Origin of the sequence: Kitasatospora sp. NPDC088134 (assembly GCF_044741705.1) — a bacterium.
Lineage (GTDB): Bacteria > Actinomycetota > Actinomycetes > Streptomycetales > Streptomycetaceae > Kitasatospora.
Genome location: NZ_JBIUTD010000010.1, coordinates 202,997 through 226,637 on the forward strand (window position 1 = coordinate 202,997; position 23,641 = coordinate 226,637).

At 74.6% G+C, this 23,641-nt stretch carries 22 protein-coding genes; 10 read left to right on the top strand and 12 right to left on the bottom strand.

The window, feature by feature from the left end; genetic code table 11:
* Nucleotides 1–13: 13 nt before the first annotated feature.
* Complete coding sequence (locus ACIOHG_RS18415; RefSeq protein WP_400951565.1) at nt 14–649, bottom strand: carbohydrate-binding module family 20 domain-containing protein; 636 nt, start codon at nt 647–649, stop codon at nt 14–16.
* Between the two features lie 326 nt (nt 650–975).
* Here ACIOHG_RS18415 and ACIOHG_RS18420 point away from each other — a divergent pair, with 326 nt between their 5' ends.
* Nucleotides 976–1,899, top strand: a complete 924-nt coding sequence (locus ACIOHG_RS18420) for a glutaminase (RefSeq protein WP_400951568.1) — start codon at nt 976–978, stop codon at nt 1,897–1,899.
* Nucleotides 1,900–2,026: 127 nt separating this feature from the next.
* Here the strand turns inward: ACIOHG_RS18420 and ACIOHG_RS18425 are convergent, their stop codons facing one another.
* Entirely contained in the window at nt 2,027–2,842 is an 816-nt protein-coding gene (locus ACIOHG_RS18425) for an exodeoxyribonuclease III (RefSeq protein WP_400951570.1), read from the bottom strand.
* A 243-nt stretch (nt 2,843–3,085) separates the two neighbouring features.
* Here ACIOHG_RS18425 and ACIOHG_RS18430 point away from each other — a divergent pair, with 243 nt between their 5' ends.
* Nucleotides 3,086–3,856: a GntR family transcriptional regulator gene (locus tag ACIOHG_RS18430; protein ID WP_400951573.1), complete on the top strand. Its 771-nt coding sequence runs from the start codon at nt 3,086–3,088 to the stop codon at nt 3,854–3,856.
* Nucleotides 3,857–4,008: 152 nt separating this feature from the next.
* Nucleotides 4,009–4,680 carry a hypothetical protein gene (locus tag ACIOHG_RS18435; protein WP_400951576.1) on the top strand — a complete coding sequence of 224 codons (672 nt, stop codon included), beginning with the start codon at nt 4,009–4,011 and terminating at the stop codon, nt 4,678–4,680.
* 88 nt (nt 4,681–4,768) lie between these two features.
* Here the strand turns inward: ACIOHG_RS18435 and ACIOHG_RS18440 are convergent, their stop codons facing one another.
* Nucleotides 4,769–5,923, bottom strand: coding sequence for an ROK family protein (locus tag ACIOHG_RS18440; RefSeq protein WP_400951578.1), 1,155 nt, complete (start codon nt 5,921–5,923; stop codon nt 4,769–4,771).
* 369 nt (nt 5,924–6,292) lie between these two features.
* Between ACIOHG_RS18440 and ACIOHG_RS18445 the strand changes: the two genes are divergently transcribed.
* Nucleotides 6,293–6,970, top strand: coding sequence for a class I SAM-dependent methyltransferase (locus tag ACIOHG_RS18445; protein ID WP_400951581.1), 678 nt, complete (start codon nt 6,293–6,295; stop codon nt 6,968–6,970).
* A 114-nt stretch (nt 6,971–7,084) separates the two neighbouring features.
* Nucleotides 7,085–7,504 (top strand): hypothetical protein, encoded by a 420-nt coding sequence (locus ACIOHG_RS18450; RefSeq protein WP_400951584.1) that lies wholly within the window; start codon nt 7,085–7,087, stop codon nt 7,502–7,504.
* 11 nt (nt 7,505–7,515) lie between these two features.
* On the opposite strand, the gene ACIOHG_RS18455 is transcribed toward ACIOHG_RS18450, so the two are convergent.
* On the bottom strand, nt 7,516–8,106 hold the full coding sequence (locus ACIOHG_RS18455; RefSeq protein WP_400951587.1) for a TetR/AcrR family transcriptional regulator: 591 nt from the start codon (nt 8,104–8,106) through the stop codon (nt 7,516–7,518).
* A 115-nt stretch (nt 8,107–8,221) separates the two neighbouring features.
* On the opposite strand from ACIOHG_RS18455, the gene ACIOHG_RS18460 reads away from it, so the two are divergent.
* Genes ACIOHG_RS18460 through ACIOHG_RS18470 form a run of 3 tightly spaced genes read left to right on the top strand, consistent with a single transcriptional unit; the run spans nt 8,222 to nt 10,637 of the window.
* Nucleotides 8,222–8,641 carry a PaaI family thioesterase gene (locus tag ACIOHG_RS18460; protein ID WP_400951589.1) on the top strand — a complete coding sequence of 140 codons (420 nt, stop codon included), beginning with the start codon at nt 8,222–8,224 and terminating at the stop codon, nt 8,639–8,641.
* Nucleotides 8,641–9,948 (top strand): sensor histidine kinase, encoded by a 1,308-nt coding sequence (locus ACIOHG_RS18465; protein WP_400951591.1) that lies wholly within the window; start codon nt 8,641–8,643, stop codon nt 9,946–9,948. Before ACIOHG_RS18460 ends, ACIOHG_RS18465 begins: the two co-directional genes overlap by 1 nt.
* Nucleotides 9,949–9,956: 8 nt before the next feature.
* Nucleotides 9,957–10,637 carry a response regulator gene (locus tag ACIOHG_RS18470; protein WP_400951594.1) on the top strand — a complete coding sequence of 227 codons (681 nt, stop codon included), beginning with the start codon at nt 9,957–9,959 and terminating at the stop codon, nt 10,635–10,637.
* A 333-nt stretch (nt 10,638–10,970) separates the two neighbouring features.
* Here the strand turns inward: ACIOHG_RS18470 and ACIOHG_RS18475 are convergent, their stop codons facing one another.
* Nucleotides 10,971–11,732 carry a metallophosphoesterase family protein gene (locus ACIOHG_RS18475; RefSeq protein WP_400951597.1) on the bottom strand — a complete coding sequence of 254 codons (762 nt, stop codon included), beginning with the start codon at nt 11,730–11,732 and terminating at the stop codon, nt 10,971–10,973.
* A 173-nt stretch (nt 11,733–11,905) separates the two neighbouring features.
* Between ACIOHG_RS18475 and ACIOHG_RS18480 the strand changes: the two genes are divergently transcribed.
* Nucleotides 11,906–12,589, top strand: coding sequence for a DUF402 domain-containing protein (locus tag ACIOHG_RS18480; protein ID WP_400951600.1), 684 nt, complete (start codon nt 11,906–11,908; stop codon nt 12,587–12,589).
* 109 nt (nt 12,590–12,698) lie between these two features.
* Nucleotides 12,699–13,121 (top strand): GNAT family N-acetyltransferase, encoded by a 423-nt coding sequence (locus ACIOHG_RS18485; RefSeq protein WP_400951603.1) that lies wholly within the window; start codon nt 12,699–12,701, stop codon nt 13,119–13,121.
* 39 nt (nt 13,122–13,160) lie between these two features.
* Here ACIOHG_RS18485 and ACIOHG_RS18490 read toward each other — a convergent pair whose 3' ends face one another.
* The 7 genes from ACIOHG_RS18490 to ACIOHG_RS18520 are packed head-to-tail and all read right to left on the bottom strand — an operon-like array spanning nt 13,161 to nt 23,117.
* Entirely contained in the window at nt 13,161–15,512 is a 2,352-nt protein-coding gene (locus ACIOHG_RS18490; RefSeq protein ID WP_400951605.1) for a sulfatase-like hydrolase/transferase, read from the bottom strand.
* Nucleotides 15,509–17,146, bottom strand: coding sequence for a dipeptide ABC transporter ATP-binding protein (locus ACIOHG_RS18495; RefSeq protein WP_400951608.1), 1,638 nt, complete (start codon nt 17,144–17,146; stop codon nt 15,509–15,511). The genes ACIOHG_RS18490 and ACIOHG_RS18495 overlap by 4 nt, the downstream gene beginning before the upstream one ends.
* Before the next feature lie 47 nt (nt 17,147–17,193).
* Entirely contained in the window at nt 17,194–18,069 is an 876-nt protein-coding gene (locus ACIOHG_RS18500) for an ABC transporter permease (RefSeq protein ID WP_400951611.1), read from the bottom strand.
* A 7-nt stretch (nt 18,070–18,076) separates the two neighbouring features.
* The gene (locus tag ACIOHG_RS18505; RefSeq protein WP_400951614.1) at nt 18,077–19,093 is read right to left on the bottom strand and encodes an ABC transporter permease; all 1,017 of its coding nucleotides are present in this window, start codon (nt 19,091–19,093) and stop codon (nt 18,077–18,079) included.
* A 3-nt stretch (nt 19,094–19,096) separates the two neighbouring features.
* Nucleotides 19,097–20,698, bottom strand: a complete 1,602-nt coding sequence (locus ACIOHG_RS18510; RefSeq protein ID WP_400951616.1) for an ABC transporter substrate-binding protein — start codon at nt 20,696–20,698, stop codon at nt 19,097–19,099.
* A gap of 54 nt (nt 20,699–20,752) precedes the next feature.
* On the bottom strand, nt 20,753–22,054 hold the full coding sequence (locus tag ACIOHG_RS18515) for an ROK family protein (RefSeq protein WP_400951619.1): 1,302 nt from the start codon (nt 22,052–22,054) through the stop codon (nt 20,753–20,755).
* Nucleotides 22,055–22,112: 58 nt separating this feature from the next.
* Nucleotides 22,113–23,117: a TauD/TfdA dioxygenase family protein gene (locus ACIOHG_RS18520; RefSeq protein ID WP_400951620.1), complete on the bottom strand. Its 1,005-nt coding sequence runs from the start codon at nt 23,115–23,117 to the stop codon at nt 22,113–22,115.
* Nucleotides 23,118–23,641: the final 524 nt, after the last annotated feature.

A 23,641-nucleotide genomic window follows, 5' to 3' on the forward strand; every position in this document is an offset into this window, starting at 1 on the left:
TTCTTCCCGGCGGTCAGTGCCAGGTGTCGTCGGCGGTGAAGGTGCCGGTGGCGGGGGTGGTCGCGGTGCGGTTGGCCCCGCTCTCCCAGACCACGGTGCCGTCGGGGTTCTTGATGAGGTACTTGTACGCGATCGGGGTGCCCGCCGGCAGTTGCAGGTCGGCGGTCCACACCGGGTAGCTGGTGCCGTCCGTGGTCAGCGGGACGGCCTTCGCCGGGTCCCAGCCGCCGAGTTCGGCGAGGTCGCCGACCAGGTAGAGGTTCTGCCCGTAGGTGGTGGTGGCGTTGGCGTGGAAGACCGCGGCCACGGGCGCGGGGGTGCAGGTCAGCAGGCCCGTCACGTAGTTCATGTCGGTGCCGTAGCCGTTGAAGGTGGCCCAGGTGCCGGGCTGGACGGTCTGGCAGCTGCTGCTCTGGCCGTTGGTGTACTGGACGCTGACGCTGACGGCGGTGGAGCAGTCGTTGGCGACCTGGGTGTAGCGCCAGCTCGAGTAGTACTGCACGCAGGCCGGCGGCGCGGTGCCCTCGGCGGCGGAGGCGGACGGCGCGGTGGTCAGCGATGCCAGGAGGCCGGCTGCTCCGACGGTGGCGAGAGCGAGCGGACGCGAGGCGCGGATGAGGGTGCGAGTGCGGGCAAGCTGATTCGTCATGCCCGCAGCCTGGAGCGGGACCGCTTTCTTGCGCAAGCTCATGAAAACTTTTTCAGACCGGCGTCCGGGGGCGTGTTCGCGGGGCGAGTTTTGCTCAACTCCGCTGGTGGATCGATTTTTCCGGGACAGCATGAGGTGGGCATGGCGAGCACATGGTGCGGAAATCGTAGAGATCGTTTGGCCGAAAATCGGCTCTTCCGAGGTGCCAGCCTGCCTGCTCGACCATGTGGGAGAGGGTTCCGCGTTACCTGCATGAAACTTCTTGCAGGCACGTGCCCACCCGGCGGGGCGACCGTTCCCGTGAGCCTGATGAGGACAATGGGGCCGTGACACCGACCACGGACTATCAGCAGGTTCTGGAACAGATCGCCGAAGAGGTCGCGCGGACGCCCGGCCGGGGGCGGTCCGCCGACTACATTCCGGCGCTCGCCGCCCGCGACCCGCGCGCCTTCGGCATGGCCGTCGCCGAACTGGACGGCACCGTCCACGGGGTGGGCGAGTGGCGCGAGCCCTTCTCCGCGCAGTCCATCACCAAGGTCTTCACCCTGGCCCTGGACCTGGCCCACGAGGGCGACGAGCTGTGGGAGCACGTGGGCCGCGAACCCTCCGGCAACCCGTTCAACTCCCTGATACAGCTCGAGTACGAGAACGGCATCCCGCGCAACCCGTTCATCAACGCCGGCGCCCTGGTCGTCACCGACCGCCTCCACACCCGCACCGGTGACGCCGCGGGCGAGCTCCTGCGGCTGCTGCGCACCGAGAGCGGGAACCCGGACCTCGACTTCGACCCGGCGGTCGCCGCCTCGGAGGCCGCGCACGGCGACCGCAACGCCGCCCTCGGCCACTTCATGGCCTCCTACGGCAACATCGACAACCCCGTCCCGCTCCTGCTCGACCAGTACTTCCGCCAGTGCTCGGTCGCCGCCTCCTGCGCCGACCTCGCCCTGGCGGCCGCCCTCCTCGCCCGGCACGGCGTACGCGCCGACGGGACCCGGCTGCTGACCCGCAGTCAGGCCAAGCAGATCAACGCCGTCATGCTGACCTGCGGCACCTACGACGCCGCCGGCGACTTCGCCTACCGCGTCGGCCTGCCCGGCAAGAGCGGCGTGGGCGGCGGCATCGTCGCCGTGGTGCCCGGTCGCTGCGCACTGTGCGTGTGGAGCCCGGGCCTGGACGAGCGGGGCAACTCCGTCGCCGGAGTGGCGGCCCTGGACCTCTTCACCACGCTCACGGGGCTGTCGGTGTTCTGAGCCGTCCGGTCGGGCGGCAGCGGCGGGCGGGCGCGGGTCCTCCGGAACGGGCCCGCCCGCTCCTGCCGGACCACCGCACCTGACCGGGCGTTCCGCCCCGGAACGCCGGCTCAGGAAGAACGCGGGCTCAGGAAGGGTGGGCGAAGACCGCGGTGACGGGCGCGTGGTCGGACCAGCGTTCGGCGTGGGTGGCGGCGCGTTCGACCCGGGCCTCCAGGCTGCGGGCGGCCAGGCCCGGGGTGGCCATGTGGTAGTCGATCCGCCAGCCCGAGTCGTTGTCGAAGGCGCGGCCGCGGTAGGACCACCAGGAGTAGGGGCCCTCCCGGTCGGGGTGGTGCTTGCGCAGGACGTCGACGTAGCCGTGCTCGTCCAGGACGCGGGAGAGCCAGGCGCGCTCCTCGGGCAGGAAGCCGGCCTTCTTCTGGTTGGCCTTCCAGTTCCGCAGGTCGGCCTCGCGGTGCGCGATGTTCCAGTCGCCGCAGACCAGCACCTCGCGGCCCCCGGCGGCGGCCCGCGCCTTCAACTCCCCGAGGTGGACCAGGAACTCGGCCATGAAGCGTTCCTTCTCGTCCTGCCGCTCGGTGCCGACCTCCCCGGAGGGCAGGTAGAGGGAGGCGACCGTCAGGCCCGGCAGGTCCAGTTCGGCGTAGCGGCCGGAGGTGTCGAACTCGGCCGAGCCGAAGCCGATCCGGGTCGCCTCCGGGGCCCGGCGGGAGAGCACCGCAACCCCGGCCCGCCCCTTCGCCGCGGCCGGCGCCCACACGGCGTGCCACCCGTCGAGGCGGGCGATCACCTCGGCGAACTGCTCCTGCTCGGCCCGCACCTCCTGGAGGCAGACCACCTCCGACCCGGTGGCGTCCATCCACTCCAGGAAGCCCTTCTTGGCGGCCGCCCGGATCCCGTTGACGTTGACTGTCGTGATGGCTGTCGCGTTGCTCTGCACCCGACGAGCGTACCGGGAGCCCTCCGCCCGGCACCGACGAACCGCACCGACGGGACGCCATACCGGGTCGCCGGGCGATCCGCAAGGAAACCCCACCATTGGTCTTGACCATCTCCCGAGCCACGCCCTACTGTCACTTACTGCAAAGACCTTTAATAAAGAAGGACGGATAAAGCCCGCCCTCCCCACCAGCCGAAACGGGGGGAGGGGGCCGGCCCGTCGTCCTTCAGGGCGGAGGACACGGTGGGGCAAGGGACGCTCACGGCGACGCCGGAGCCGAAGTACTGGCACCTGCGCACGGTGCTGCTGCGCACCATGGACGCCGAGTTCTCCACCGGCCAGGTGCTGCCCAACGAGCGCGAGCTCTCGGCCCGCTTCGGCGTCGCCCGGGCCACGCTCCGGCAGGCGCTGGACCAGCTGGAGCTGGAGGGCCGCCTGGTCCGCCGCCGCGGCATCGGCACGCTGGTCGCCGCGCCGCGGGTGGGCATCCCCGTCACCGACCGGGAGTCCGGCCGCCCCGGCGCCACCCGCCAGCAGGACTGGAAGGTCGTCGACTGCGTCACCGGCCCGGCCCCCGCCGCGCTGGCCCGCACGCTGGGCCTGGCCGAGGGCGAGCAGGTGCACACGGTGCGCCGCCTGCGGGTCGTCCAGGGCGTGACGGTCGCCGCCGAGTCGCTGCACGTGCCGTCGGCCGCGCTGCCGCACCTCGCCGTCGTGGTGGACGAGAACGACCGGGCCCGCGGTGTGCTGCGCCAGCTCGACCGGCTCGGCATCGACGGCGAGTCCCGCTCGGTGGAGCTGGGCGTCGCCGAGGCCGGCGAGGCCGCCCTGCTGGAGCGCCCCCCGGGCACCCCGGTGCTGGTCGTCACCACCCAGTACGCCTCGGCGGGCCGGCTGGCGGCCCTCGCGGTCTCCACCTACCGCGCCGACACCTGCAAGCTGACGTTCGGCGAGTCCGGCGCCGTCCAGGTCGCCACCGCCGTCCCCGCCACCGCGGCCGCCGCCGTCTCCTGACGCGCAGCCCCCGACGTCCCCCGACAGCCCCGGCCGGAAGCAGCCCGCCGGGGCTGTCGGCTGTCCCCGCTACGCTCCCGCTCACCGGCACGACGCGCCGGCACGGCAGCCCGCCGAGGTGCTGACGGCGAGTGAACAGGGGTGGCACGGCGATGAGTTCGACCGATCCGCAGGACCACGGCGACGCGCTCGCCGGGCGGGTGATCGAGGCGGTCCGGGCCGACCCGTCCCGGCCCGTGCTGGAGTACAACCGGTTCGCCGGGCCCTGGGTCGAGGGCGGGCCGCGCCCGCGCGCGATCGAGGCGTTCCCCAGCGGCCACCCGCTGCCGCCGAGCCTGCGCGCCTGGCTGGCGTACGACAGCGGCATGCTGGAGCGCCACGGCTGGTTCGACGCGGACGGCGCGCTCGCCCCGCGCACCTTCGCGGAGATCGCCGAGGCCGAGTTCGGCGACATGTGGGGCGCCTGCTTCGCCCCGTTCTCCGACCGGTTCGGCGAGTGCTTCCTGCTGCCCGGCGGCTCCGACTCCCGCCGCGTCCTCTCCGTCGGCCCGCACGGCGAGCGCGACGAACTGGGCGAGTACCCGGTGTTCGCGCTCGACGTCGACGACCTGCCGTACGCGGTGCTGATGTACCCGGGCTTCGACGTGTACCTCGCCGACACCGCCGGCGTCCTGGTCCGCGCCGAGGAGGACGAGGACGACGAACGGACCTGGGGCTACGACGCGTTGAAGGCCGACGTCCGGTATGCGCACCGGATGCGGACGCACGCCCGGGACCGCTTCGGCGGCGAGTACGACCTGCTCTGCCTGCCGGACGAGACGTAGCCCCCCGGTCGCCGGCTGGCCCCCGCGTGACGGTCGGCCTCCGCGTGGCGGGCGGGGCCCGGGGCGGTCGGCTCGGCGGACGGACGGCTCAGCGGGCGGTCGGCGGGTCGACGGCGAACAGCTGCTCCTCGACGTGGTCCAGGGCGACCCGCAGCGCGCCCATCGCCACCACCTCGGAGCCGAGCGCGGCCAGCGCCACCTCGGGCGCGCGCAGCGTGTAGTGGGCGAGCTGCTCGCGCAGCGGCTCCAGGACGCCGTCCAGGCCGGCCGCCCAGCCGCCGACCACCACCAGCTCCGGGTCCAGGGCCAGCACCAGCGCGGTGACGTCGTGCACCAGCCGGCCCAGGAAGCGGTCCATGGCGATCCGGGCGACCTCGTCGCCCTCCCGGGCCAGCCGCAGCACCCGGGCCACCGCGGCCTCGTCCAGCGGGTCGAGCGGCTTGCCGGTGGTGGACAACAGCCGTTCGGGGGTGGCCTGTTGGCCCAGCAGGTGGAGCGCACCGATCTCGCCGGCGGCGCCGCCGTGGCCCCGGTGCAGCCGCCCGCCGATCAGCGAGCCGGCGCCCGGGCTGAGCCCGGCCATCACGAAGACCACGTCGCCCTTGCCGACCGCCGAGCCCTTCCAGTGCTCGGCGATCGCGGCCAGGTTGGCGTCGTTCTCGATCACCACCGGGCAGCGGAAGGAACGGCGCAGCCGGGCCCCGAGGTCGAGCCCCGTCCAGCCGGGCATCGCGGTGCTCAGCCGCACCGTGCCCTCGCGGTCGACCACGCCGGGCGTGCCGACCGCGACCTCCCACAGGCTGTCCCGGGACACCCCGGCCTTGCGCAGCACCTCGGCGACGGTGGTGCGGACCAGGGTGAGCCGGTCCTCGGCCTCCATCGCCTCGTCGACGGTCTTGGCGTGGCCGGCCAGGATCTGCCCGGCCAGGTCGGCCAGGACGACCCGCAGGTCGTGCACGCCGATCTCGATGCCCAGCACGTGCCCGGCCTCGGCCCGGAAGCGGAACCAGCGGGCCGGGCGGCCGCGTTGCCGCCCCGACTCCTGGACGTGCTCGACCTCGGCCACCAGCCCCGATTCCAGCAGCCCCTCGATCACCCCTTCGACGGTGGGCCTGGACAGGCCGGTGTCGCCGACGAGTTGGGTGAGCGTGACGGCCGCTCCGTCGCGCAGGGACCGCAGGGTGACCGCCGCGTTGATCCGCCGCAGCAGTGAGGAGTCCCCTCCGGTGAGCCGGTCCGTCAAGTCGCTGCCCTTCCGCTTCGCGCGACTGCCCTGGCGCGCGGTGCCGTGGACGCGGGCGCGCGCCGACCGGTGTGGGACGGTCGGAACGCGCCAGCGAGGAGCCCTCGCCCGCGGGCCGGCACGACCGCGTGCCCGGACCGGGGCGTCTGCCCGGATCGTACTCGGGCCACCTGCGCGGGGCGAGCGTTTCCGCAGCTCATAACGGCTTCGGTATCGAAACGGTACGTCGTGCGTGATGACGCGGTGACGGCGCGGGTCGGTGCGTCGCGTCCCGGGCGGGCGGCACGTCGGGTCCGGCACGTCGGGTCCGGCAGTCGTGCCCGGGGCGGCGTGTCCGGGGCGGCGCTCCGGTGGCCCTAGGCTTCCGCCATGGGGAACGACACCGCCACCATCGAAGCCGCCGCCGCGGACACCGCGTTCGTCCGGGCGCACACCGAGCCCGGGCCGGTGCCCTTCGTGCCCGAGGTGCGCCTGCGGATGGCCGAGGACGCGATCGCGCTGTGGGAGCTGACCGAGCGGGCCCGCGGCGCGGAGGGGCTGGCGCCGCCGTTCTGGGCCTTCCCGTGGGCGGGCGGCGTGGCGGTCGCCCGCTACGTCCTCGACCACCCCGAACTGGTCGCCGGGCTACGGGTGTTGGACCTCGCGGCGGGCTCCGGCCTGGTCGGCGTCGCGGCGGCGCTGCGCGGCGCGGCCGAGGTGCGGGCCGCCGAGATCGACGCCTACGCGGTGGCCTCGATCGCCGTCAACGCCGAGCTGAACGGCGTCACCGTGCACGCCGAACTCGCCGATGTGCTGGACGGCGACGGCGCGCCCTGCGAGGTCGTCCTCGCCGGCGACGTGTTCTACGAACGGGCGATGGCCGCCCGCTTCCTGCCCTTCCTGGAGCGGGCCGCCGCCCGGGGCGCGACCGTGGTGGTCGGCGACCCCGGCCGGGCCTACCTGCCGCGCGGCCGCTTCACCGCGCTCGCCGAGTACGCCGTCCCGGTCGCCGCCGACCTGGAGGACACCGCCGTCAAGGCCACCACGGTCTGGTCGCTGCGCCCCTGACGCCCCTCGGGGTGCTACGAAGGCGGCGCGACGGGCCGCGGTCCCCCGCGCGGGGGACCCGGATCAGCACTGCGCCGGAGGCCGCGCCCCGGGGCCGGCGGACAGGCTGGGGCCATGGAGAACACCGACCGCGAACCGGCCGCCGTTCCGGGCACCGCCCGCCGCGAGCGCCTGCGCCGCCGGCTCGGCCTCGGCGCCGTCATGTACGTGGGCGAACTGTTTGGCCGCCGACCGGAGTCGGCGCTGGACGCCACCGGGGTGGAGCCCGCCCGGCTCGGGCGGATCGCCTGGGAGGAGACCGCCGCCGTCCGGGTGCGGCTGCTCGGGTCCGGCCAGGGCATGCCGGAACTGGTGCTGCACGACCCCGCGGCCTACCTCGCCCGCGCACCCAGGACGGTCCGGATCACCGCCCCGCTCAACCGCCGCATGGGCTTCTCCCCGACGAACATCGCGGCCACCGCCCTCCCCGTCGACCTGGGCCAACTCGTCAGGGCGATGGTCGCCCACCACTCACAGCTCCAGCACTGGCCGTGAGGGAAGGGCCTTCAGCCCAGCCGGCCCAGCAGGTCCGTCGCGCAGCGCTCGGCCAGGTCCTCGGCGTGCGGGGGGAGCGGGCCGCCCGTGCGCAGGTGGCGGCGGACCACGGCCAGGGGCAGTTCGACCAGGGCGAGGACGGCGCGGTCGAGGTCCGCCTCGGTGATTGCGCCCGCGCGGCCGGCGAGTTCGGCCAGCGCGTCGAGGGTCCGGCGGTTGCCCTCCTCGGCGCGCCGGACGGACTCGGCCGGCCACTCGTCCCGGCCGAAGGCCTGCGGGCCGTGCAGCAGCACCGCCGCCTCCTGCGGGTGGTCGCGGCACCAGGCCACCACGTGCCGGGCTGCGGCGGCCCCGCCGCGCAGCGGGTCCGGGTCGGAGTGCAGCGCGGTGAGGTAGCCCTGCTGGAAGTGTTCGACCGTGCGCAGCCACAACTGGGCCAGCAGCGCCGACCGGTGGGGGAAGCGGTGGTAGAGCGAGCCGTTGGGGACGCCGCCGGCCCTGGCGATCGCGGACATCGTCACGGCCGTCGGCCCCGCGGTGGCGGCGAGCCGCAGGGCGGTGTCCAGCAGCTGCGCCTCGTGGTAACGGGGTGGTCGGGCCATGAAATGGAGAGTACGCTCCAGAACGATCCGGAGCCAACGCTCCACGACCGGAGCGCCGACCCGGAGTACCGCCCCGGGGCGCCGCAGCGGCAGCCCGACCGGAGGTCCGTCCCGCATGACAGCATCCGCCCTCGACCTGGGCCTCGCCCGGAAGGTCCTCGCCGACCAGCCGTTCAGCGTCCTGCTCGGGGCGCGCCTGGAGGTCTTCGAACCGGGCCGCGCGGTCCTGGCCCTCGACCTCGACGGGCGGCTCCAGCAGCAGAACGGCTTCGCCCACGGTGGGGTCCTCGCCTACGCGGCCGACAACGCGATCACCTTCGCGGCCGGCACCGTGCTCGGACCGGCGGTGCTCACCGGCGGCATGACCATCAGCTACGTCCGACCGGCGACGGGCGCGACCCTGGAGGCCGAGGCGACGGTGGCCTCCAGCGGTCGGCGGCAGGCGGTCTGCCGGTGCGACCTGTACGCCGTCGCGGCGGACGGGGCCCGGACGCTCTGCGCGGTCGCGCAGGGCACGGTGCTCACCGCGGGCTGATGGGCCCGGCCACGACGCGGGCCCGGCCCGCCGGCGCGGGCCGCGCCCCGAGCGGAGGGCCGGCCGGTCGGCTGCGTGCGCTCGTCGACCGGCGGGCCGGGCTGCGCTGGATGCATCTGCTGCTCGGGGCGGCCCTGTTGACGCCGTTCCAGTTGCTGGCGAGCACCGTGCTCGGCGTCGCCGCCGGCCCGGCCCGGGCGGGGTTCACCCCGCTGTCGCAGCTGCTCGCGCTCGCCCTGGCCCTCCCGCTGGTCGCCGCCGCCGGGCTGCTGCTGGTCGCCCGCTCCCTCGAGGGCGCGATGGCCCGGATCCTGTGCGGCGCGACCGGTGAGATCCTGTCCGCACCGGCCGACAGTTGGTCGGCCCGCCGCCGCACCTCGCTCTGGTGCACCCTGCACGCGCTGCTCGGCGCGGTCACCGGCGTGCTGTCCCTGGCCGCGCCGCCCGCCGGGGTGGCGCTCCTGCTGTGGCCCCTGTTCGACCGCGCCGACACCCAACTCCCCTGGGGTAGCAGGCTGCTGGCGCACCCGTGGGCGCCGACGCTGCTGGGCGCGGCCCTGCTCGCCCTGCCCGTGCTCTGCTCCGCCGCGGCGGGCCGGTGCCTCGCCCGACTCGCCCCGCGCCTGCTCGGCCCGACCCTCGCGGACCGGCCCCCGGCCGCTCCGCGATTCGACCGTCCGGCGGAACACACCAGCGTCGCCCGGGAGTTGCACGACTCGGTCGGCCATGCGCTGAGCGTGGTCGGCATCCAGGCCGCGGCGGCGGCCCGGCAGTTGGGCACCGACCCGGCCTTCGCGGCCGCCGCGCTGGCCGCCATCGAGGAGGCCGCGCACGAGGCCGTCGCCGAACTCGACCACGCCATCGGCCTGTTGCGGAACGCTGAGGAGCGGGCGACGCGCACCCTGGCCGACCTGCCCGCGCTGCTGGAACGCACCCGCGCCGCCGGAACCGCCGTGCACTGCCCGCAGGACGGACCCGAAGGCGGACTCGGGCCCGGGCTCGCCGCGCTGCCGGGCGCGGTGTCCCGGGAGGCGTACCGGATCGTGCAGGAGGGCCTCGGCAACGTGCTGAAACACGCGGACGGCGCGGACGTCCTGCTCCAACTGTCCCTCCGGCAAGACTCCTTGGAGATCACCATGACGAACCCGCTGCGGCTGCGGCACCGCCCGCCCGGCCCCGGCGGCAGCGGGCTGGCCGGGATGCGCGAACGGGCGCGGTCGCTCGGCGGCACCTGCGAGGCCGGGCCCGACGAGGCCGGCCACGGCTGGCGGCTCGCCGCCAGCCTGCCGCTGCGGGGGCCGGCGTGAGGGGCGGCGTGAGGGGCGAGGACGCGGGGGACGGCGTGCGGACCCGGGTCCTGATTGCCGACGACGAGCACCTGATCCGCACCGGCTTCCGCGCGATCCTGGGGGCCGAGCCCGACCTCGACGTGGTCGGCGAGGCCGCCGACGGGCTCGAAGCGACCGAGATGGCAAGGGAGTTGCGGCCCGACGTGGTGCTGATGGACGTGCGGATGCCCCGGCTCTCGGGCATCGACGCGACGGCGCACCTGGTGCGCACCATGCCGGACGCCCCGCGCGTCCTGGTGGTGACGACCTTCGAGAACGACGTGTACGTCCACGAGGCACTGCGGGCCGGCGCCCAGGGGTTCCTGCTCAAGCGCTCCCGCGCCGACACCCTCGTGCACGCGGTGCGCCTGGTGGCGGCCGGGGACGCGCTGCTCTTCCCCGCGGCGGTCCGCGAACTCGCCCTCCGGCACGCGCCGTTGGCCCCCGACCGCTCCCGCACCGACCGGCTGTCCGCCCGGGAGGGCGAGGTGCTCCGGCTGATGGCCGCAGGGCTGACCAACGCGGAGATCGCGGAGCGGATGCGGGTCGGCGCGGAAACGGTCAAGACGCACGTGGCCCGGATCCTCGGCAAGCTCGGGGTGCGCGGCCGCACCCAGGCGGTCGTCGCCGCCTACGAGAGCGGCTTCGTCACGGCGGGGAGCGGCTGACCGGGAGCGGCTTCGTCACGACGGGTGCGGCCGAACCGGGTGCGGCCGAAGCAGGTACTCGCCGGCCGGCTGCACGGCCTCGCGCCTGCCGCGCCTGCCGCGCCCGGGGTGGCCGGCGCCCCGCGAGCCGGCTCGCCGCGTCCACCGGCGCCTCGGGCGTCAACTGCCGCTCGCGGAGCGGCTCGCCGCGTTCGAGGACGGGGGGCGACCTGTCCGACCTGTCCGACTGCGGGATCGTCGGGCCGGCCGCCGGGGTCGACGCTGAGGTCGAGGCCGAGGCCCGTCGGTCGGCCCGGGAGCCCGGTGGCGGGCCGGTCGGCCGACCTGCGGGCCTCAGCAGGGCGGAGTGCGGCCGTCCCGTGGGGCGAAGGCTGCGTGGGCCTCGGTGTCGGTGGAGCGGGCGCGGAGGTAGTGGTCGGCCCAGGCGGCGGCATCGGGGTAGGCGGAGTCGCGGGTGACGGCGGCGACGGCGGCGTCCGGGTCGAAGGGGGTCACCCGCAGGTCGACGCCCGGGCCGAGCAGCGCCCAGTGGGCGCCCTGGCGGCCGTAGGGCATGCCGACGCTGCCGGGGTTGACCACGAGGCGGCCGTCGGCGAGGCGGACGAAGGGCATGTGGGTGTGGCCGCAGACCACCGTGCGGACCTCGGGGGCGAGTTCGGCGAAGACCTCGCGCCAGCGCTCGGGGCGCGAGTCGACCAGCACCACCTCCTCGTCGTCGCGCGGCGTGGCGTGGCAGAACAGCACCGTCCCCGCGCCGCGCACCGGCAGCGTCACCGACCGGGGGAGCCGGGCCAGCAGGTCGAGCTGGTCCGGGCGCAACTGCTCGGCGGCCCAGGGGACGATCGGGTCGGGGGACGGCCCGAACCCGCCCCGGCGGTGCTCGACCAGCTCGCGGTCGGCGTTGCCGCCGACCCACACCACCCGCCCGCCGAGACCGAGCAGCCGGTCAAGGACCTGGACGGGCTGCGGCCCGGCCGCGACGTCGCCGGTCAGCACGATCCGGTCGGCGGCGGCCACCTCGGGCTCGGCGAGCACGGCCTCCAGCGCGGGCAGGACACCGTGGACGTCGGACAGTACGGCTACGCGATTCAGCATGCCCACCACTGTGCGACACCGCCGCGCCGACGCCCCGGGTTTTTCGCCCACCGCAGAGCGCGGAAAGGGAATCGCCCCACCCCGAGGGCCGACCGCACGCCAGTTCGCCGGACTCCCCGCCCCCGCCGGCGGGCACACTCCCGGGCATGACGGGCATGACAGGTATGACGGGCATGACGGGCATCGAAACCGGCGCCGGCGCGGCCGGCGGGCCGCTGTTCGGGGTCGGCGAGCGCGCGGTGCGCCGCGACGTGCACCGGGGCCGGGTGTGGAGCGCCCGCCCGTACCGGGTGCTCGCCGATGGCGGCGAGGTGCTGGAACTGGCCTGCTGGCCGGGGATCGAGGGGCTCGCCCCGACCAGCTGGATCGACGCCCTGCGGACAGGGGAGGAGACGCCCCGCAAGGACGGACTGGACCGCCTCGCCGACGGCACCTGGCGCCTCGGCCCGCACCGCTGGCAGGACACCGCGGTGCTGGCCCGCTTCCTGGCGGGGGAGTGGTTCTCGGTGCACTGCTTCCAGGACGCGGCGACCGGCGAACCGCTGCGCTGGTACGTCAACTTCGAGCTCCCGTACGTGCGCCGCCCCGGCGTCGGCGTCGACACCATGGACCTGGCGATCGACCTCGTGGTCAGCCCCGACCTGTCCCGGCGCCGCTGGAAGGACGTCGACGAGTACGGGCAGCTGCGCCGCCTCGGGGTGATCGACGACGGGCTGGACCGGCAGGTGCGCCGGGCCCGCGAGCGGGCGAGCGGCCTGCTGGACGAGCGCGCCGGACCGTTCGCGGGCGGCTGGCCGCGCTGGACGCCGGACCCGCACTGGCCGCTGCCGGTCCTGCCCGCCGACGCCGGCGACTGAGCCGTCAAGGGCTGCCAAGGACCGTCAAGGGCTGCCAAGGGCCGCCAAAGGCGGTCAAGGGCCGTAAAGGGTTGGTCGGGGCGGTGTTCGCGCTGGTAGGAAGGGGCGCATGAGCGAGTACGCACTGCGGGCGGCCGGTTCGGACGACATCGATGCGGTCCTGGCGTTCTGGGCGCTGGCCGCCGAGGGCACCAGCATCTCCGACGACCGGGCGGGTGTCGCCCGGCTGCTGGAGCGGGACCCGGAGGCGCTGCTGCTGGCCGAGCGGGACGGCGTCCTGCTCGGGACGGTGATCGCGGGCTGGGACGGCTGGCGCTGCCACCTCTACCGGCTGGCCGTCTACCCGTCGGCCCGCCGCCAGGGCATCGGCAGCGCCCTGCTGGCCGCCGCGCACGCCAGGTTCGCGGCGCTCGGCGGGCGCCGGGCCGACGCGATGGTCCTGGAGCACAACGACCTCGGCCGCACCGCCTGGCGCGCGGCGGGCTACGCTCCGGAGGAGCAGTGGCGCCGCTGGACCAGGCCGTTGACCTGACGCACCGTCACCACTGCTGCCCCGGGCGGCGTTCCGGCCTCACTCGAAGGCCGCGGCGGCCTCCCGCAGCGCCCGGACCACCGTCTCCGGGTCGTAGGGCGCGGCCGGGCCCGGCAGGTAGGTGACCGAGCGCAGGCCGCCGGTGTACCGGAAGGTCCGGTGCCGCTCCCACAGCGGCCAGGACACCGGGGACTTGCGGTCCACGCCGACGCTGATGCCCTGGAACGGGGCCATCCCGATCAGCTGGTGGACCGGGCCGAGTGCCCCCGTCGCCACCCCGTCCACCCGTACCTCGAACTCCCACTTCAGATCGGCCACCGCCGTCGCCTCCAGTGCCACCAGGTGCGCCCCGGCAGGGAGTTCGCCCGCGTCGGCCTCGAACAGCTCGCCGTACTGGTTGTACGCCAGGCGCAGCCGGCCGTCCTCCACGTACAGGCTGTAGCCGCCGCCCTGGTCGCCGTGCGAGACCAGTACGCCCTGGTCGCCGGGGCCGTGCGGGTCGAGGGCGACCTCCACGGTGAAGGAGCGGAACGACACCAGCCGCGAGGAGCGGTAGCGCTCCAGTTCGGGCGTGCCCGGCAGCAGTACCAGCGGGCGGCGCAGCGCCGCCTCCTCCGGATGGCGCAGCGCGAACGCGCCGGAGGCGTCGGAGAGCGGGAACACCCCGTTGCGCCAGGCCGCGTCCTCCCAGGCCTGCGCCAACTCCTTCACCAGCTCGGGGTGTTCGGCGGCGCGGTCGTGGATCTCGGTCGGGTCGGTGCGCAGGTCGTATAGTGCCCACTGACCGTCGTCGTAGGGCGCGCCGGGGCGGTGCAGTGTCACCAGCTTCCAGCCGTCCCGGTAGTAGGACCGGTTGCCGGTCATCTCGCAGTACTGCTCCGGGTGGGTGGACGGTGCGCCGCCGTCCCGCAGCACGGATGCGAACGACACCCCGTCCAGCTCCTGCACCGGGACCCCGCCGCGCTCCAGCGGCCTCTGCACGCCCGCGAGTTCGAGCAGTGTCGGCAGCAGGTCGGTGACGTACTGGTACTGGCCGCGCACCCCGTCGTCGCCCGCCGCGCGCGGCAGCCCGGCCGGCCAGGACAGCACGAACGGGACGCGCACCCCGCCCGCGTAGGTCTGGCCCTTGTACAGCCGGAACGGTGTGTTCGAGGCCATGCCCCAGCCGCGCGGGTAGTGCACCAGCGACTGCGGCCCGCCGATCAGGTCGATTTCCCGCTGCACGTCCGGGTTCCAGTCGGCGGGCAGGTTCGGGTGGTGGACGAAACGGCTGAAGTAGCTGCGGGTGCCCTCCGCGCCGCCCTCGCCGGTGCCGCCGTTGTCGGAGGTGAACAGCACGATGGTGTTGTCGAGTTCGCCGAGCCGCTCCAGCACGTCGGTCAGCCGGCCCAGGTTCTGGTCGACGTTGTCGACCATCGCGGCGTACACCTCCATGTAGCGGGCGTACAACTTCCGCTGCACCTCGTCCAGTTCGTCCCACGCCCCGACCTCGTACCCGGCCTCGCCGTTGCGCTCCGGCAGCTCGGTGCCCGGCGGGAAGTGCTCGGCGGCCAGCTGCCGGGCGAAACGGGCGGCCCGCAGCTCGTCCCAGCCGCCGCCGTAGCGGCCCCGGTGCCGGGCCAGGTCGGCCGGCTTGGCCTGCAGCGGGCCGTGCACCGCGTTGTGCGCCAGGTAGAGGAAGAACGGCTTGTCGGCGTCGTGCGCCCGCAGCGACTGCACCATGCCGATCGCCCGGTCGGTGATGTCGTCGGTGTAGTAGTAGTCGTCGGGGAACTCGTCGATGTCCAACGGCGAGTTGTCGCACACCAGTTGGTGCGGGTGGAACAGGCTGGTCAGCCCCTCCAGCACCCCGTAGTACTGGTCGAAGCCCTTCTGCAGCGGCCAGTTGGAGCGGTCGTCGGCCGCCGAGGAGGCGGAGTCCCGGGTCAGGTGCCACTTGCCGACCGCGTACGTCGCGTACCCGGCGTCGTGCAGGGTCTGCGCCAGGGTCGGGACGTCACCCGCGATCTCCATCCCGTACCCGGGGAAGCCCGGGTCCGCGTTGGCCACGAACGAGTACCCGACCCGGTGCGGGTTCAGCCCCGTCAGCAGCGCCGCCCGGGCCGGCGAGCACAGCGGCATGGTGTGGTAGTTGGCGAGCTTCACGCCCCGCGCGGCCAGGCCGTCCAGGGTCGGCGTCGGCACCTCCGAGCCGAACGGCCCGATGTCGCTGTAGCCGAGGTCATCGACCAGCACCACCACGATGTTCGGCGCCCCCGCGCGCGGCCGCACCCGGCTCGGCCAGGACGGCACCGACTCGCCGAAGGTCCGCCCCACCCGGCCCGGGAACCCCGCGTACGGGTCGCGGCGCCGGCCGGTCGCCGCGGGCCCGCTCTCGTCGTTCTCACTCACAGCAGGCTCCCGGAAGTAGGGGTGGGAAGAGAGGGGACGGCCGCCAACAGCTCGGCCGTGTAAGGGTGTTCCGGAGCGGTGACCACCCGGTCGGCCGGGCCGCTCTCCACGATCCGGCCGCGGTGCAGCACCGCGATCCGGTGGCTGACCTGCCGCACCACCGCCAGGTCGTGCGCGATGAACAGCACCGCCAGGCCCAACTCCCGCTGCAGGCGCGCCAGCAGCTCGATCACCTGGGCCTGGATCGACACGTCCAGCGCCGACACCGGCTCGTCGCACACCAGCACGCTCGGCTCCGGCGCCAGCGCCCGCGCGATGCCGATCCGCTGCCGCTGACCGCCGGAGAACTCGCGCGGCAGGCGGGCCGCCGCCGACGCGTCCAGGCCCACCTGCTCCAGCAGTTCGGCCACCCGGGCCTGCCGCTGCGCCCGGTCGCCGAGCCGGTGCGCGACCAGCGGCTCGGCGACGATCCGGCCCACCGTCAGCCGCGGGTTCAACGAGGCGTACGGGTCCTGGAAGACCAGCTGGATCTCCCGCCGGGCCCGGCGGCCGTCCAGCGGCCGCCCGGCGAAGGTGACGCTGCCCGCGTCGGGGGCGTGCGCGCCCACCAGCGCCCGGGCCAGCGTCGACTTGCCCGAACCGGACTCGCCGACCAGGCCCAGCGTCTCGCCCGGGTGCAGCTCCAGGTCGACCGACTCCAGCGCGGTGCTGCGCCGCCGCCGCGGGCCGTACGCCTTCGCCAACCCGCGCACCACCAGCAGCGGTTCGTCCCCCGGGGTGCTGTTCGCGGCCGCCCGGGACGGGGCGTCCAGCCGTGGCACCGCCGCCAGCAGGGAGCTGGTGCAAGGGTGGTGGGGGTCGGTCAGGAGCTGTGCGGTGGAACCCTGTTCGACCACCTCGCCCTCGCGCATCACCAGCAGCCGCGAGCAGGTCTCGGCGATCACGCCCAGGTCATGGCTGATCACCACCAGCGCGGTGCCGCGCTCCCGGTTGATCCGGGCCAGCAGCCGCAGGATCTGCCGCTGCACGGTCGGGTCGAGCGCGGTGGTCGGCTCGTCCGCGACCAGCACCTCGGCGTCGTGCGCCAGCGCCAGGGCGATCATGATCCGCTGGCGCTGGCCGCCGGAGAACCGGTGCGGGAAGTCGCCCAGCCGGGACGCCGCCTTCGGCACGCCCACCAGCTCCAGCAACTCCACCGCCCGGGCCGCCCGTTCGGCCTTCGGGCGGCGCTCCCCGTGTGCCCGCAGCGCCTCGTCCAGCTGGCGGCCCACCGTGAGCACCGGGTTCAGCGAGGACATCGGGTCCTGGAAGACCATGGCGATCCGCCGGCCGCGCACCGCCCGCAGCGCCTCCTCCGGCAGCCCCGCCAGGTCCTGTCCGCCCAACTCCACGGCCCCGCCGGTGATCCGGCCCCCGGCCGGCAGCATCCGCAGCAGCGCCAGCGCCGTCGTCGACTTGCCCGACCCGGACTCGCCGACGATGCCCAGGCTCTCCCCGGCCCCCAGCGCGAAGTCCACCCCGCGCACCACCGCCCGCTCCCCGAACGCCACGCGCAGCCCGCGCACCCGCAGCAACTCGGCAACCGGGGAAGAGGGTTGGTCTGCCAGGGGAGGACGGTCGATCAGTTCGGTCATCGTGCTGCCCTCCGGCTCGGGACGCTGCTCGGATCGGGTTGCCGGGTTCATCCGCGCGCCCCCCGGTTCAGGGCCTCGGCCAGCAGGGTGAAGCCGAGGACCAGCGCGGTGGTGACGGCCAGCGGTGCGGCCGCCAGCAGCGGCGCGGTGTCCAGGTAGGCGACCGAACCGCTGATCAGGCTGCCCAGGGTGGGCTCCGGCGGGCGCACGCCCAGGCCGAGGAAGCTCAGCGCGCCCTCGATGAAGACGCCCACCGACAGGGCCACCGCAGCCTGCACGACCAGCGGGTCGACCGCGTTCGGCAGCACGTGCCGCAGCAGCACCCGGGCCCGGCCCGCGCCGCCGATCCGGGCGGCCAGCGCGTACTCGCGCTCCCGCTGGACCAGCAGGCCGGCCCGCAACTGCCTTCCGAAGTACGGAACTTCGGCCAGCGCGATGATGATCACCACCGGCCAGCGGCCCGGCCCGAGGATCGCCGTCACCGCCAGGCCGAGGATCAGCCCGGGAAAGGACAGCACCAGGTCGAACAGCCGCTGCACCACCAGGTCGGCGGCCTTCGAGGTGCCCGCCAGCAGCGCCAGCGCCGCACCGGCCAGCGCGCCCGCCGGGACGGCCGTCAGGATGATCGACAGGTCGGTGAGGATGCCGTGCAGGACCCGGCTCAGCAGGTCCCGCCCGATGTCGTCGGTGCCCAGCGGGTGGTCCCCGCTCGGCCCGGCCAGCGCCCGCGGGCCCTGCGCGTCCGGGTCGGCGCCGCTCAGCCAGGGCGCCAGCACCCCGGCCAGCGCCACCGTCCCGACCAGCACCAGGCCGGTGACGCCCCGCCAGGTCCGCAGCCCGGCGACGTACCGGTTGCGGCTGCGGTCGCGGTCGCGGTTGCGGCTGCGCGAACGGGCAGCCGGCGGAAGGGAGATCGTGGTCATCGTCGCATCACTCCCACCGCACGCGCGGGTCGAGCCAGGAGTACAGCAGGTCGGTGAGCAGTTGCACGACCACGTACCCGGCGACCACCAGCAGCAGCATCGCCTGCACCACCGGGTAGTCGCGGCGGGCCACGCCCTGCTCGATCAGCTGGCCCAGACCCGGCCAGGCGAAGATCCGCTCCACCACCACGGCGCCCGCGACCAGCTGCCCGAGCTGCAGGCCCAGCACCGTCACGGCGGGCGGCAGCGCGTTCGGCAGCGCGTGCCGCCACAGGATCCGCCGCCGCGACACCCCGAGCGCCGTCGCGGTGCGCACGTAGTCCTCGGCGAGCGCCCGCTCCAGGCCGTCCTGCAGGTAGCGGGCCAGGATCGCCGCGCTCGGCAGCGCCAGGCACAGCGCCGGCAGCGCCAGGTACTGCACCGCGAGGTCCGGCGCGTCGAACAGCGAGGCGTGCCCGCCGGCCGGCAGCAGGCCCAGGCCCACCGCGAACACCAGCACCAGCACCACCCCGGTCACGAACGGCGGCACCGCCAGCGCCCCCGTGGTCAGCGCCCGCAACGCCCCCGCCAGCGCCCGCCGCCGCGCCGACACCGCGGACGGCCCCGGCGCCGCGGACGGCCCCGGCGCCGCGGACGGCCCCGGCGCCGCGGACGGCCCCGACACCGCGTACAGCGCCGTCGGCACGGCCAGCAGCACCACCAGCAGCAGGGCGGCGGCGGTGAGTTGGACGGTCGCCGCCAGCCCGTCCGCGATCAGGCCGGAGACCTGCCCGCCGATCGCGTAGCTCGGCCCGAGGTCGCCCGTCAGCACCTGGCCCAGCCAGTGCAGGTACTGCGCGGCCAGCGGCGCGTCCAGCCCCAGCCGCTCCCGGATCGCCGCGACCGTCGCGGGCGAGGCGTCCGGCCCCGCCAGCGTGGTCGCCGGGTCGCCCGGGATCAGCCGCAGCATCAGGAACACCGTGAACGAGGCGGCCAGCAGCACCGCCAGGGCGCTCGGCAGCCGCTTGAACAGGAAGGTCCGCACGGCTCAGCCCGCCAGGTAGGCGTCGTCGAGGACCAGGTACGAGTACTTGTTCAGCGTCGCGCCGCGCACCTGCGCGCCCGCGACCTCCACCAGCCCGGCGATCGCCAGGTCGATGATGAACTGCTCCTCCAGCAGGATGTCCGTGACCTGCTGGTACAACGCCTTCGCCTCCGGGCCGTCCGCGTCCGAGCGGTTCCACGCCTTCTGGACCACCTCGGTGTACGCCGGCGAGGAGAACTTCGAGGTGTTCTTCGCCTCGTTGAACGGGTAGGCGCTGACCGCCAGCGTCGCCGGGTGCACCTGCGCGAAGCCGTGGCTGAGCGTCCACAGCGCCGGCATGGACTGCGAGATCAGCTGCTTCTGCATGGTCGGCGAGTCCACCGGCTGCAACTGCACCTCGATCCCGACCTGCTTCAGGTCGTACTGCAGGACCTGTGCGACCGCCGTCGCCCCGGCGTCCGACGAGTGCGCCAGCGGCAGCGACAGCGAGGTCACCCCGGCCTCCTTCAGCAGCGCCTTCGCCTGCTCCGGGTCGTGGTGGTAGCGCGCGGCGTCCTGCTCCCGGTACGCCGGGGAGGACTTCGGCCACGGCACCGAGGAGACCGTCGCGTACCCGCCCAGCGCCTGCTGCACCAGCCGGTCCCGGTCGATCGCCCAGGCGATGGCCTGCCGGACCCGCTTGTCCTGCACCTCCGGGACGGACAGGTTCGCGCCGATGTAGTACGCGCCCGCGCCGGTGTCGTACTGGGTGATCCGGAACCGCTTGTCGTCCTTCAGCGTCGCCACGTCCTTGCCGCGCACCGCGTACGACAGGTGCACCTGGCCGGTCCTCACCGAGGACAGCAGCGTCTCGGCCTGCGGGATCACCTTGATCTCCACCCCGTCCAGGTACGGCCGGCCCGGGTTCCAGTACTTCTCGTTGCGGGCGAAGCTCAGCGAGGAGCCCGGCTTGCGGTCGGTGAAGGTGAACGGGCCGGTGCCGATCAGCTTGGTGCCCGCGACGGCCTCCTCGACGCTCGCCGAATCCGGGACGATCATGAACTCGAAGAGGTCGAACAGGTTGGACACCTGGTGCGCCAGCACCAGCGTCAGCTCGAAGTCGCCGTTCTTCCGGAAGTCCGTCACGGCCAGCGCCGTCGACCGCAACTGCGCCGAACGCACCGGGTTCTGCAGGTTCTTGACGGCGAACACCACGTCGTCCGCGGTGAACTTCCGACCGCTGTGGAAGACCACGTCGTCGCGCAGCTTCAGCGTCACGCTCAGCCCGTCCGCCGCCACCTCCCAGCTCTTCGCCAACTCCGGCTGCGGGCGCAGCTGTTCGTCGTACCGGGTGAGGGTGTTGAACACCAGCCGCTGGAGCAGCGAGTTGGCGCTCTGCGCGAACAGCAGGGCCGGCGTGAAATCGACCCCGACACCCACCGTCAGCACCCCGCCCCGGCGCGGCGAGGACGACCCCGCCGCCTCCTGCGAGCCGGTGTCCGTCGCGGAACGGCACGCCGACAGCGCCAGCAGGCCCACCCCCGCGAGACCGCCGCGGAGCAGCGCCCGGCGCGACAGCGCGGACAGGGGGAGCGGGCCACCGGAGCCGGCGGAGAACACGTTCATCGTCAACAGTCCTTCGGAGGAAGAGAGTTCGAAAGAGAAGGGCGGATCGGAGGATCAGCAGGACGGGCCCGGCAGCGGCCGGGCGTACAGCTCGCCCAGCACCGGCGCGCACGCCGCCACGGCCAGCGCGTCCGCCCCGAAACGCTGCGCCACCAGCAGCGAGGCGTCCTTGTGCAGGTGCGAGCGGAGCGCAAACTCCGCGCGCACCGTGTCCAGATAGGCCGGATCGGCCAGGGCGAAGGTCTCGGTCAGCACCAGCAGGTCCGGGTTGACCACGTCGGCGAGCAGCGCCAGCGCGCCGCCCACCGTCCGGGCCCGCTGCCGGACCAGTGCGTCCGCCCGGGCGTCGCCCGCGCGCACCGCCGCCAGCAGCAACTGCCGGTCCGGGCGGGCGATCACGCCCTGCGCGGCCGCCGCCTCGAACAGCGTGGTGTCCGAGGCCGCCACCGACAGGCAGCCGTGCCGCCCGCAGTGACATCGGGCCGTGCTGCCCGGCACCGGCAGATGCCCGCCGTCGCCGGTCACCGACGGCGGGCCCTGGTGCACCGTCCCCGCCACCGCGATCGCCGCGTCCACCACGTGCCCGACGAACAGCTGCACCATCGAACGCCGGGCCGCCGGGGCGCCGAACAGCACCTCGGCCGCCGCCAGCGCCCGGGCGTGGTTGTCCACCCGCACCGGCAGCCCCGTGGCCTGCTCCAACAGCTCGCGCAGCGGCATCTCCCGCCACTCCAAAGGATCGTGACGGACCGTCACCCCGCGTTCGGCGTCCACCGCGCCACCCGTCACCGCACCCAGCCCGACCAGCCGGCGGCCCGCCGCGGCCACCGCGAGCAGGCGCGGCAGCCGCGCCAACACCGGCCGCAGCACCGCGAATCCGCGCCGCCCGCCGTTCGGCAACTCCTGCCGGAACAGCACCCGGCCGCGCAGGTCCAGCACCGCGAAGGTGCTGTACGGCACCCCGATGTGCAGGCCCGCCACCGCCAACCGGTCCGCGTCCACCTCCAGCGGCAGCTGCGGCCGCCCTCGCACCCCCGGCGCGTTCGACGCCAACTCGGGCCGCTCGGCAACCAGTTCGAGCCGCAGCAGGTCCACCACCTGGCGCGAGACGGCGGCCGGGCTGAGCCCCGTCAGCCGGGCCACCGTGCTGCGCGCCACCGGCCCGTGGTCCAGCACCGTCCGCAGCACGGTGGACGCGTTCGCCTCCCGCCGGTCGTCCCCGGCCCGCGGCGCGACGGCGCTGGCCGCGACGGCGGTGGCCGCGCCGGCCGCGGTGGCGGTTCCGGCGCTGGTCACGGCGGTGCTGCTCACGACGCTGCTGGGCACGCTGGCGCTGCTCACGATGGTGGTGGTCACGGTGGTCGAACTCCGCTTCTGCGCAGGGTGGTCGAGGGCACGGGGACGGCTGGGCGGCTCAGCGGGCCAGCGACTCGGCCTCCAGTTCGACGGCCGGGACCAGGCCGGCCACCCGCGGCGGGTCGGCGGGCTCCAGCAGACGGCTCGGCCGCCCGTCCACGCCCACCGGCAGGTCGCCGTCCAGGGTGATCCGGCGCACCAGGCGCGGCTCGTCGCCGTAGTCGTTCACCGCGTAGTGCTGGGTCGCCCGGTTGTCCCAGATCGCCACGTCGCCGACCTGCCAGTCCCAGCGCACCGTGTTCTCCAGCCGCTCCACGTACCGCTGGAACAGCTCCACCAGCGCCCGGCTGTCCCGGCCCGACACCCCGACGATCTTCTGCACGAACGACCCCAGCAGCAGGTTCTTCTCACCCGTCACCGGGTGCACCCGCACCACCGGGTGCTCGGTCTTGAACGCCGTCGACACGAACACCTGCCGGAACAGCTTCGCCACCTCGGCGTTCTCCGCCAACTCCGGCGTCAGCGCCAGGTTCGCCGCGTAGTCGTAGTCGTTGGTGTGCACGGCCCGCAGGCTCTCCGCGAGCGCCTGCAGCGGCGCCGGCAGGTCCTGGTACGCGGCCGCCGTGTTCGCCCACACCGTGCTGCCGCCCGCCGGCGGCAGCTCCAGCGCCCGCAGGATCGACGCCTTCGGGTACGAGGGCACGAAGGTCACGTCGGTGTGCCAGTTGTTCGCCCGCACGCCCTTGGTGGCGTCCAGCTCGAAGATGTACCGGCCGTCCGCGCTGGGCACCGTCGGGTGGAACGCCGGCTGCCCCAACAGCCGTGCGAACGCCTCGTGTTCGGCGTCGTCCAGGTGCTGCTGCCCGCGGAAGAACAGCACCTTGTGCTCGTACAGCGCGGCCTCCAGCGCGGCCACCGTCGCAGCCGGCAGGTCGGCCCCCAGCCGGACGTCGTGCACGATCGCACCGATCCGCCCCGCCGCCGGGGTCAGCCGCAGCTCGGTACCGGCGGGAACGGGAGCGGGAGCGGGGGCGGGAGCGGGAACGGGAGTGGAAACGGACATGGTGGAACTCCTCCGGGAGAGAAGGGGACACGGGCGTGGGAACGGCGGCGGGGCACGGATGCCGTCGCGCCGACCGGACGCGCCACGGCGAGCGGGCAGCCCGAGGGCGCACCGCCGTGGCGGAGGGAGAAGAGGAACGGGAACGGGGAGGGAGCTACGCGCAGTGGCGCCGACAACAGCCACCGCGGCGCACACCCACCGGGACCGGGCACGACGGACAACACACGACAACGGCGGTACGCATCGGCCCTCCTTCCGGCTCGCTGCGAGTGGGCTCGGCGCTCATCGTGCTCGGGCCGAACGCCCGCTGTCAATCACCATCTTCCCAGTTGGGAGCGGGTGTTGCGGAGTATTTCGGCCCGTTGCGCAGCAGTGAAGGGGCCGCCACGAACCCCCGTCCGCCCTTGTCACCGACCCGCCGCCCGGCAAAACTCTCGGAGCGGAAACAATCCGCCCCCCGCGTCGACGGACGGCGACACCGGGCGGCCCGGCACGGCAGGCCGCCCGTCTCCGGGGCGCCGTCC

Coding starts and splice junctions, on each gene's coding strand:
- ACIOHG_RS18415 (WP_400951565.1), bottom strand. CDS start 649: ATGACGAATCAGCTTGCCCGCACTCGCACCCTCATCCGCGCCTCGCGT.
- ACIOHG_RS18435 (WP_400951576.1), top strand. CDS start 4,009: ATGAGTTCGACCGATCCGCAGGACCACGGCGACGCGCTCGCCGGGCGG.
- ACIOHG_RS18445 (WP_400951581.1), top strand. CDS start 6,293: ATGGGGAACGACACCGCCACCATCGAAGCCGCCGCCGCGGACACCGCG.
- ACIOHG_RS18450 (WP_400951584.1), top strand. CDS start 7,085: ATGGAGAACACCGACCGCGAACCGGCCGCCGTTCCGGGCACCGCCCGC.
- ACIOHG_RS18455 (WP_400951587.1), bottom strand. CDS start 8,106: ATGGCCCGACCACCCCGTTACCACGAGGCGCAGCTGCTGGACACCGCC.
- ACIOHG_RS18460 (WP_400951589.1), top strand. CDS start 8,222: ATGACAGCATCCGCCCTCGACCTGGGCCTCGCCCGGAAGGTCCTCGCC.
- ACIOHG_RS18465 (WP_400951591.1), top strand. CDS start 8,641: ATGGGCCCGGCCACGACGCGGGCCCGGCCCGCCGGCGCGGGCCGCGCC.
- ACIOHG_RS18475 (WP_400951597.1), bottom strand. CDS start 11,732: ATGCTGAATCGCGTAGCCGTACTGTCCGACGTCCACGGTGTCCTGCCC.
- ACIOHG_RS18480 (WP_400951600.1), top strand. CDS start 11,906: ATGACGGGCATCGAAACCGGCGCCGGCGCGGCCGGCGGGCCGCTGTTC.
- ACIOHG_RS18485 (WP_400951603.1), top strand. CDS start 12,699: ATGAGCGAGTACGCACTGCGGGCGGCCGGTTCGGACGACATCGATGCG.
- ACIOHG_RS18495 (WP_400951608.1), bottom strand. CDS start 17,146: ATGACCGAACTGATCGACCGTCCTCCCCTGGCAGACCAACCCTCTTCC.
- ACIOHG_RS18500 (WP_400951611.1), bottom strand. CDS start 18,069: ATGACCACGATCTCCCTTCCGCCGGCTGCCCGTTCGCGCAGCCGCAAC.
- ACIOHG_RS18510 (WP_400951616.1), bottom strand. CDS start 20,698: ATGAACGTGTTCTCCGCCGGCTCCGGTGGCCCGCTCCCCCTGTCCGCG.
- ACIOHG_RS18520 (WP_400951620.1), bottom strand. CDS start 23,117: ATGTCCGTTTCCACTCCCGTTCCCGCTCCCGCCCCCGCTCCCGCTCCC.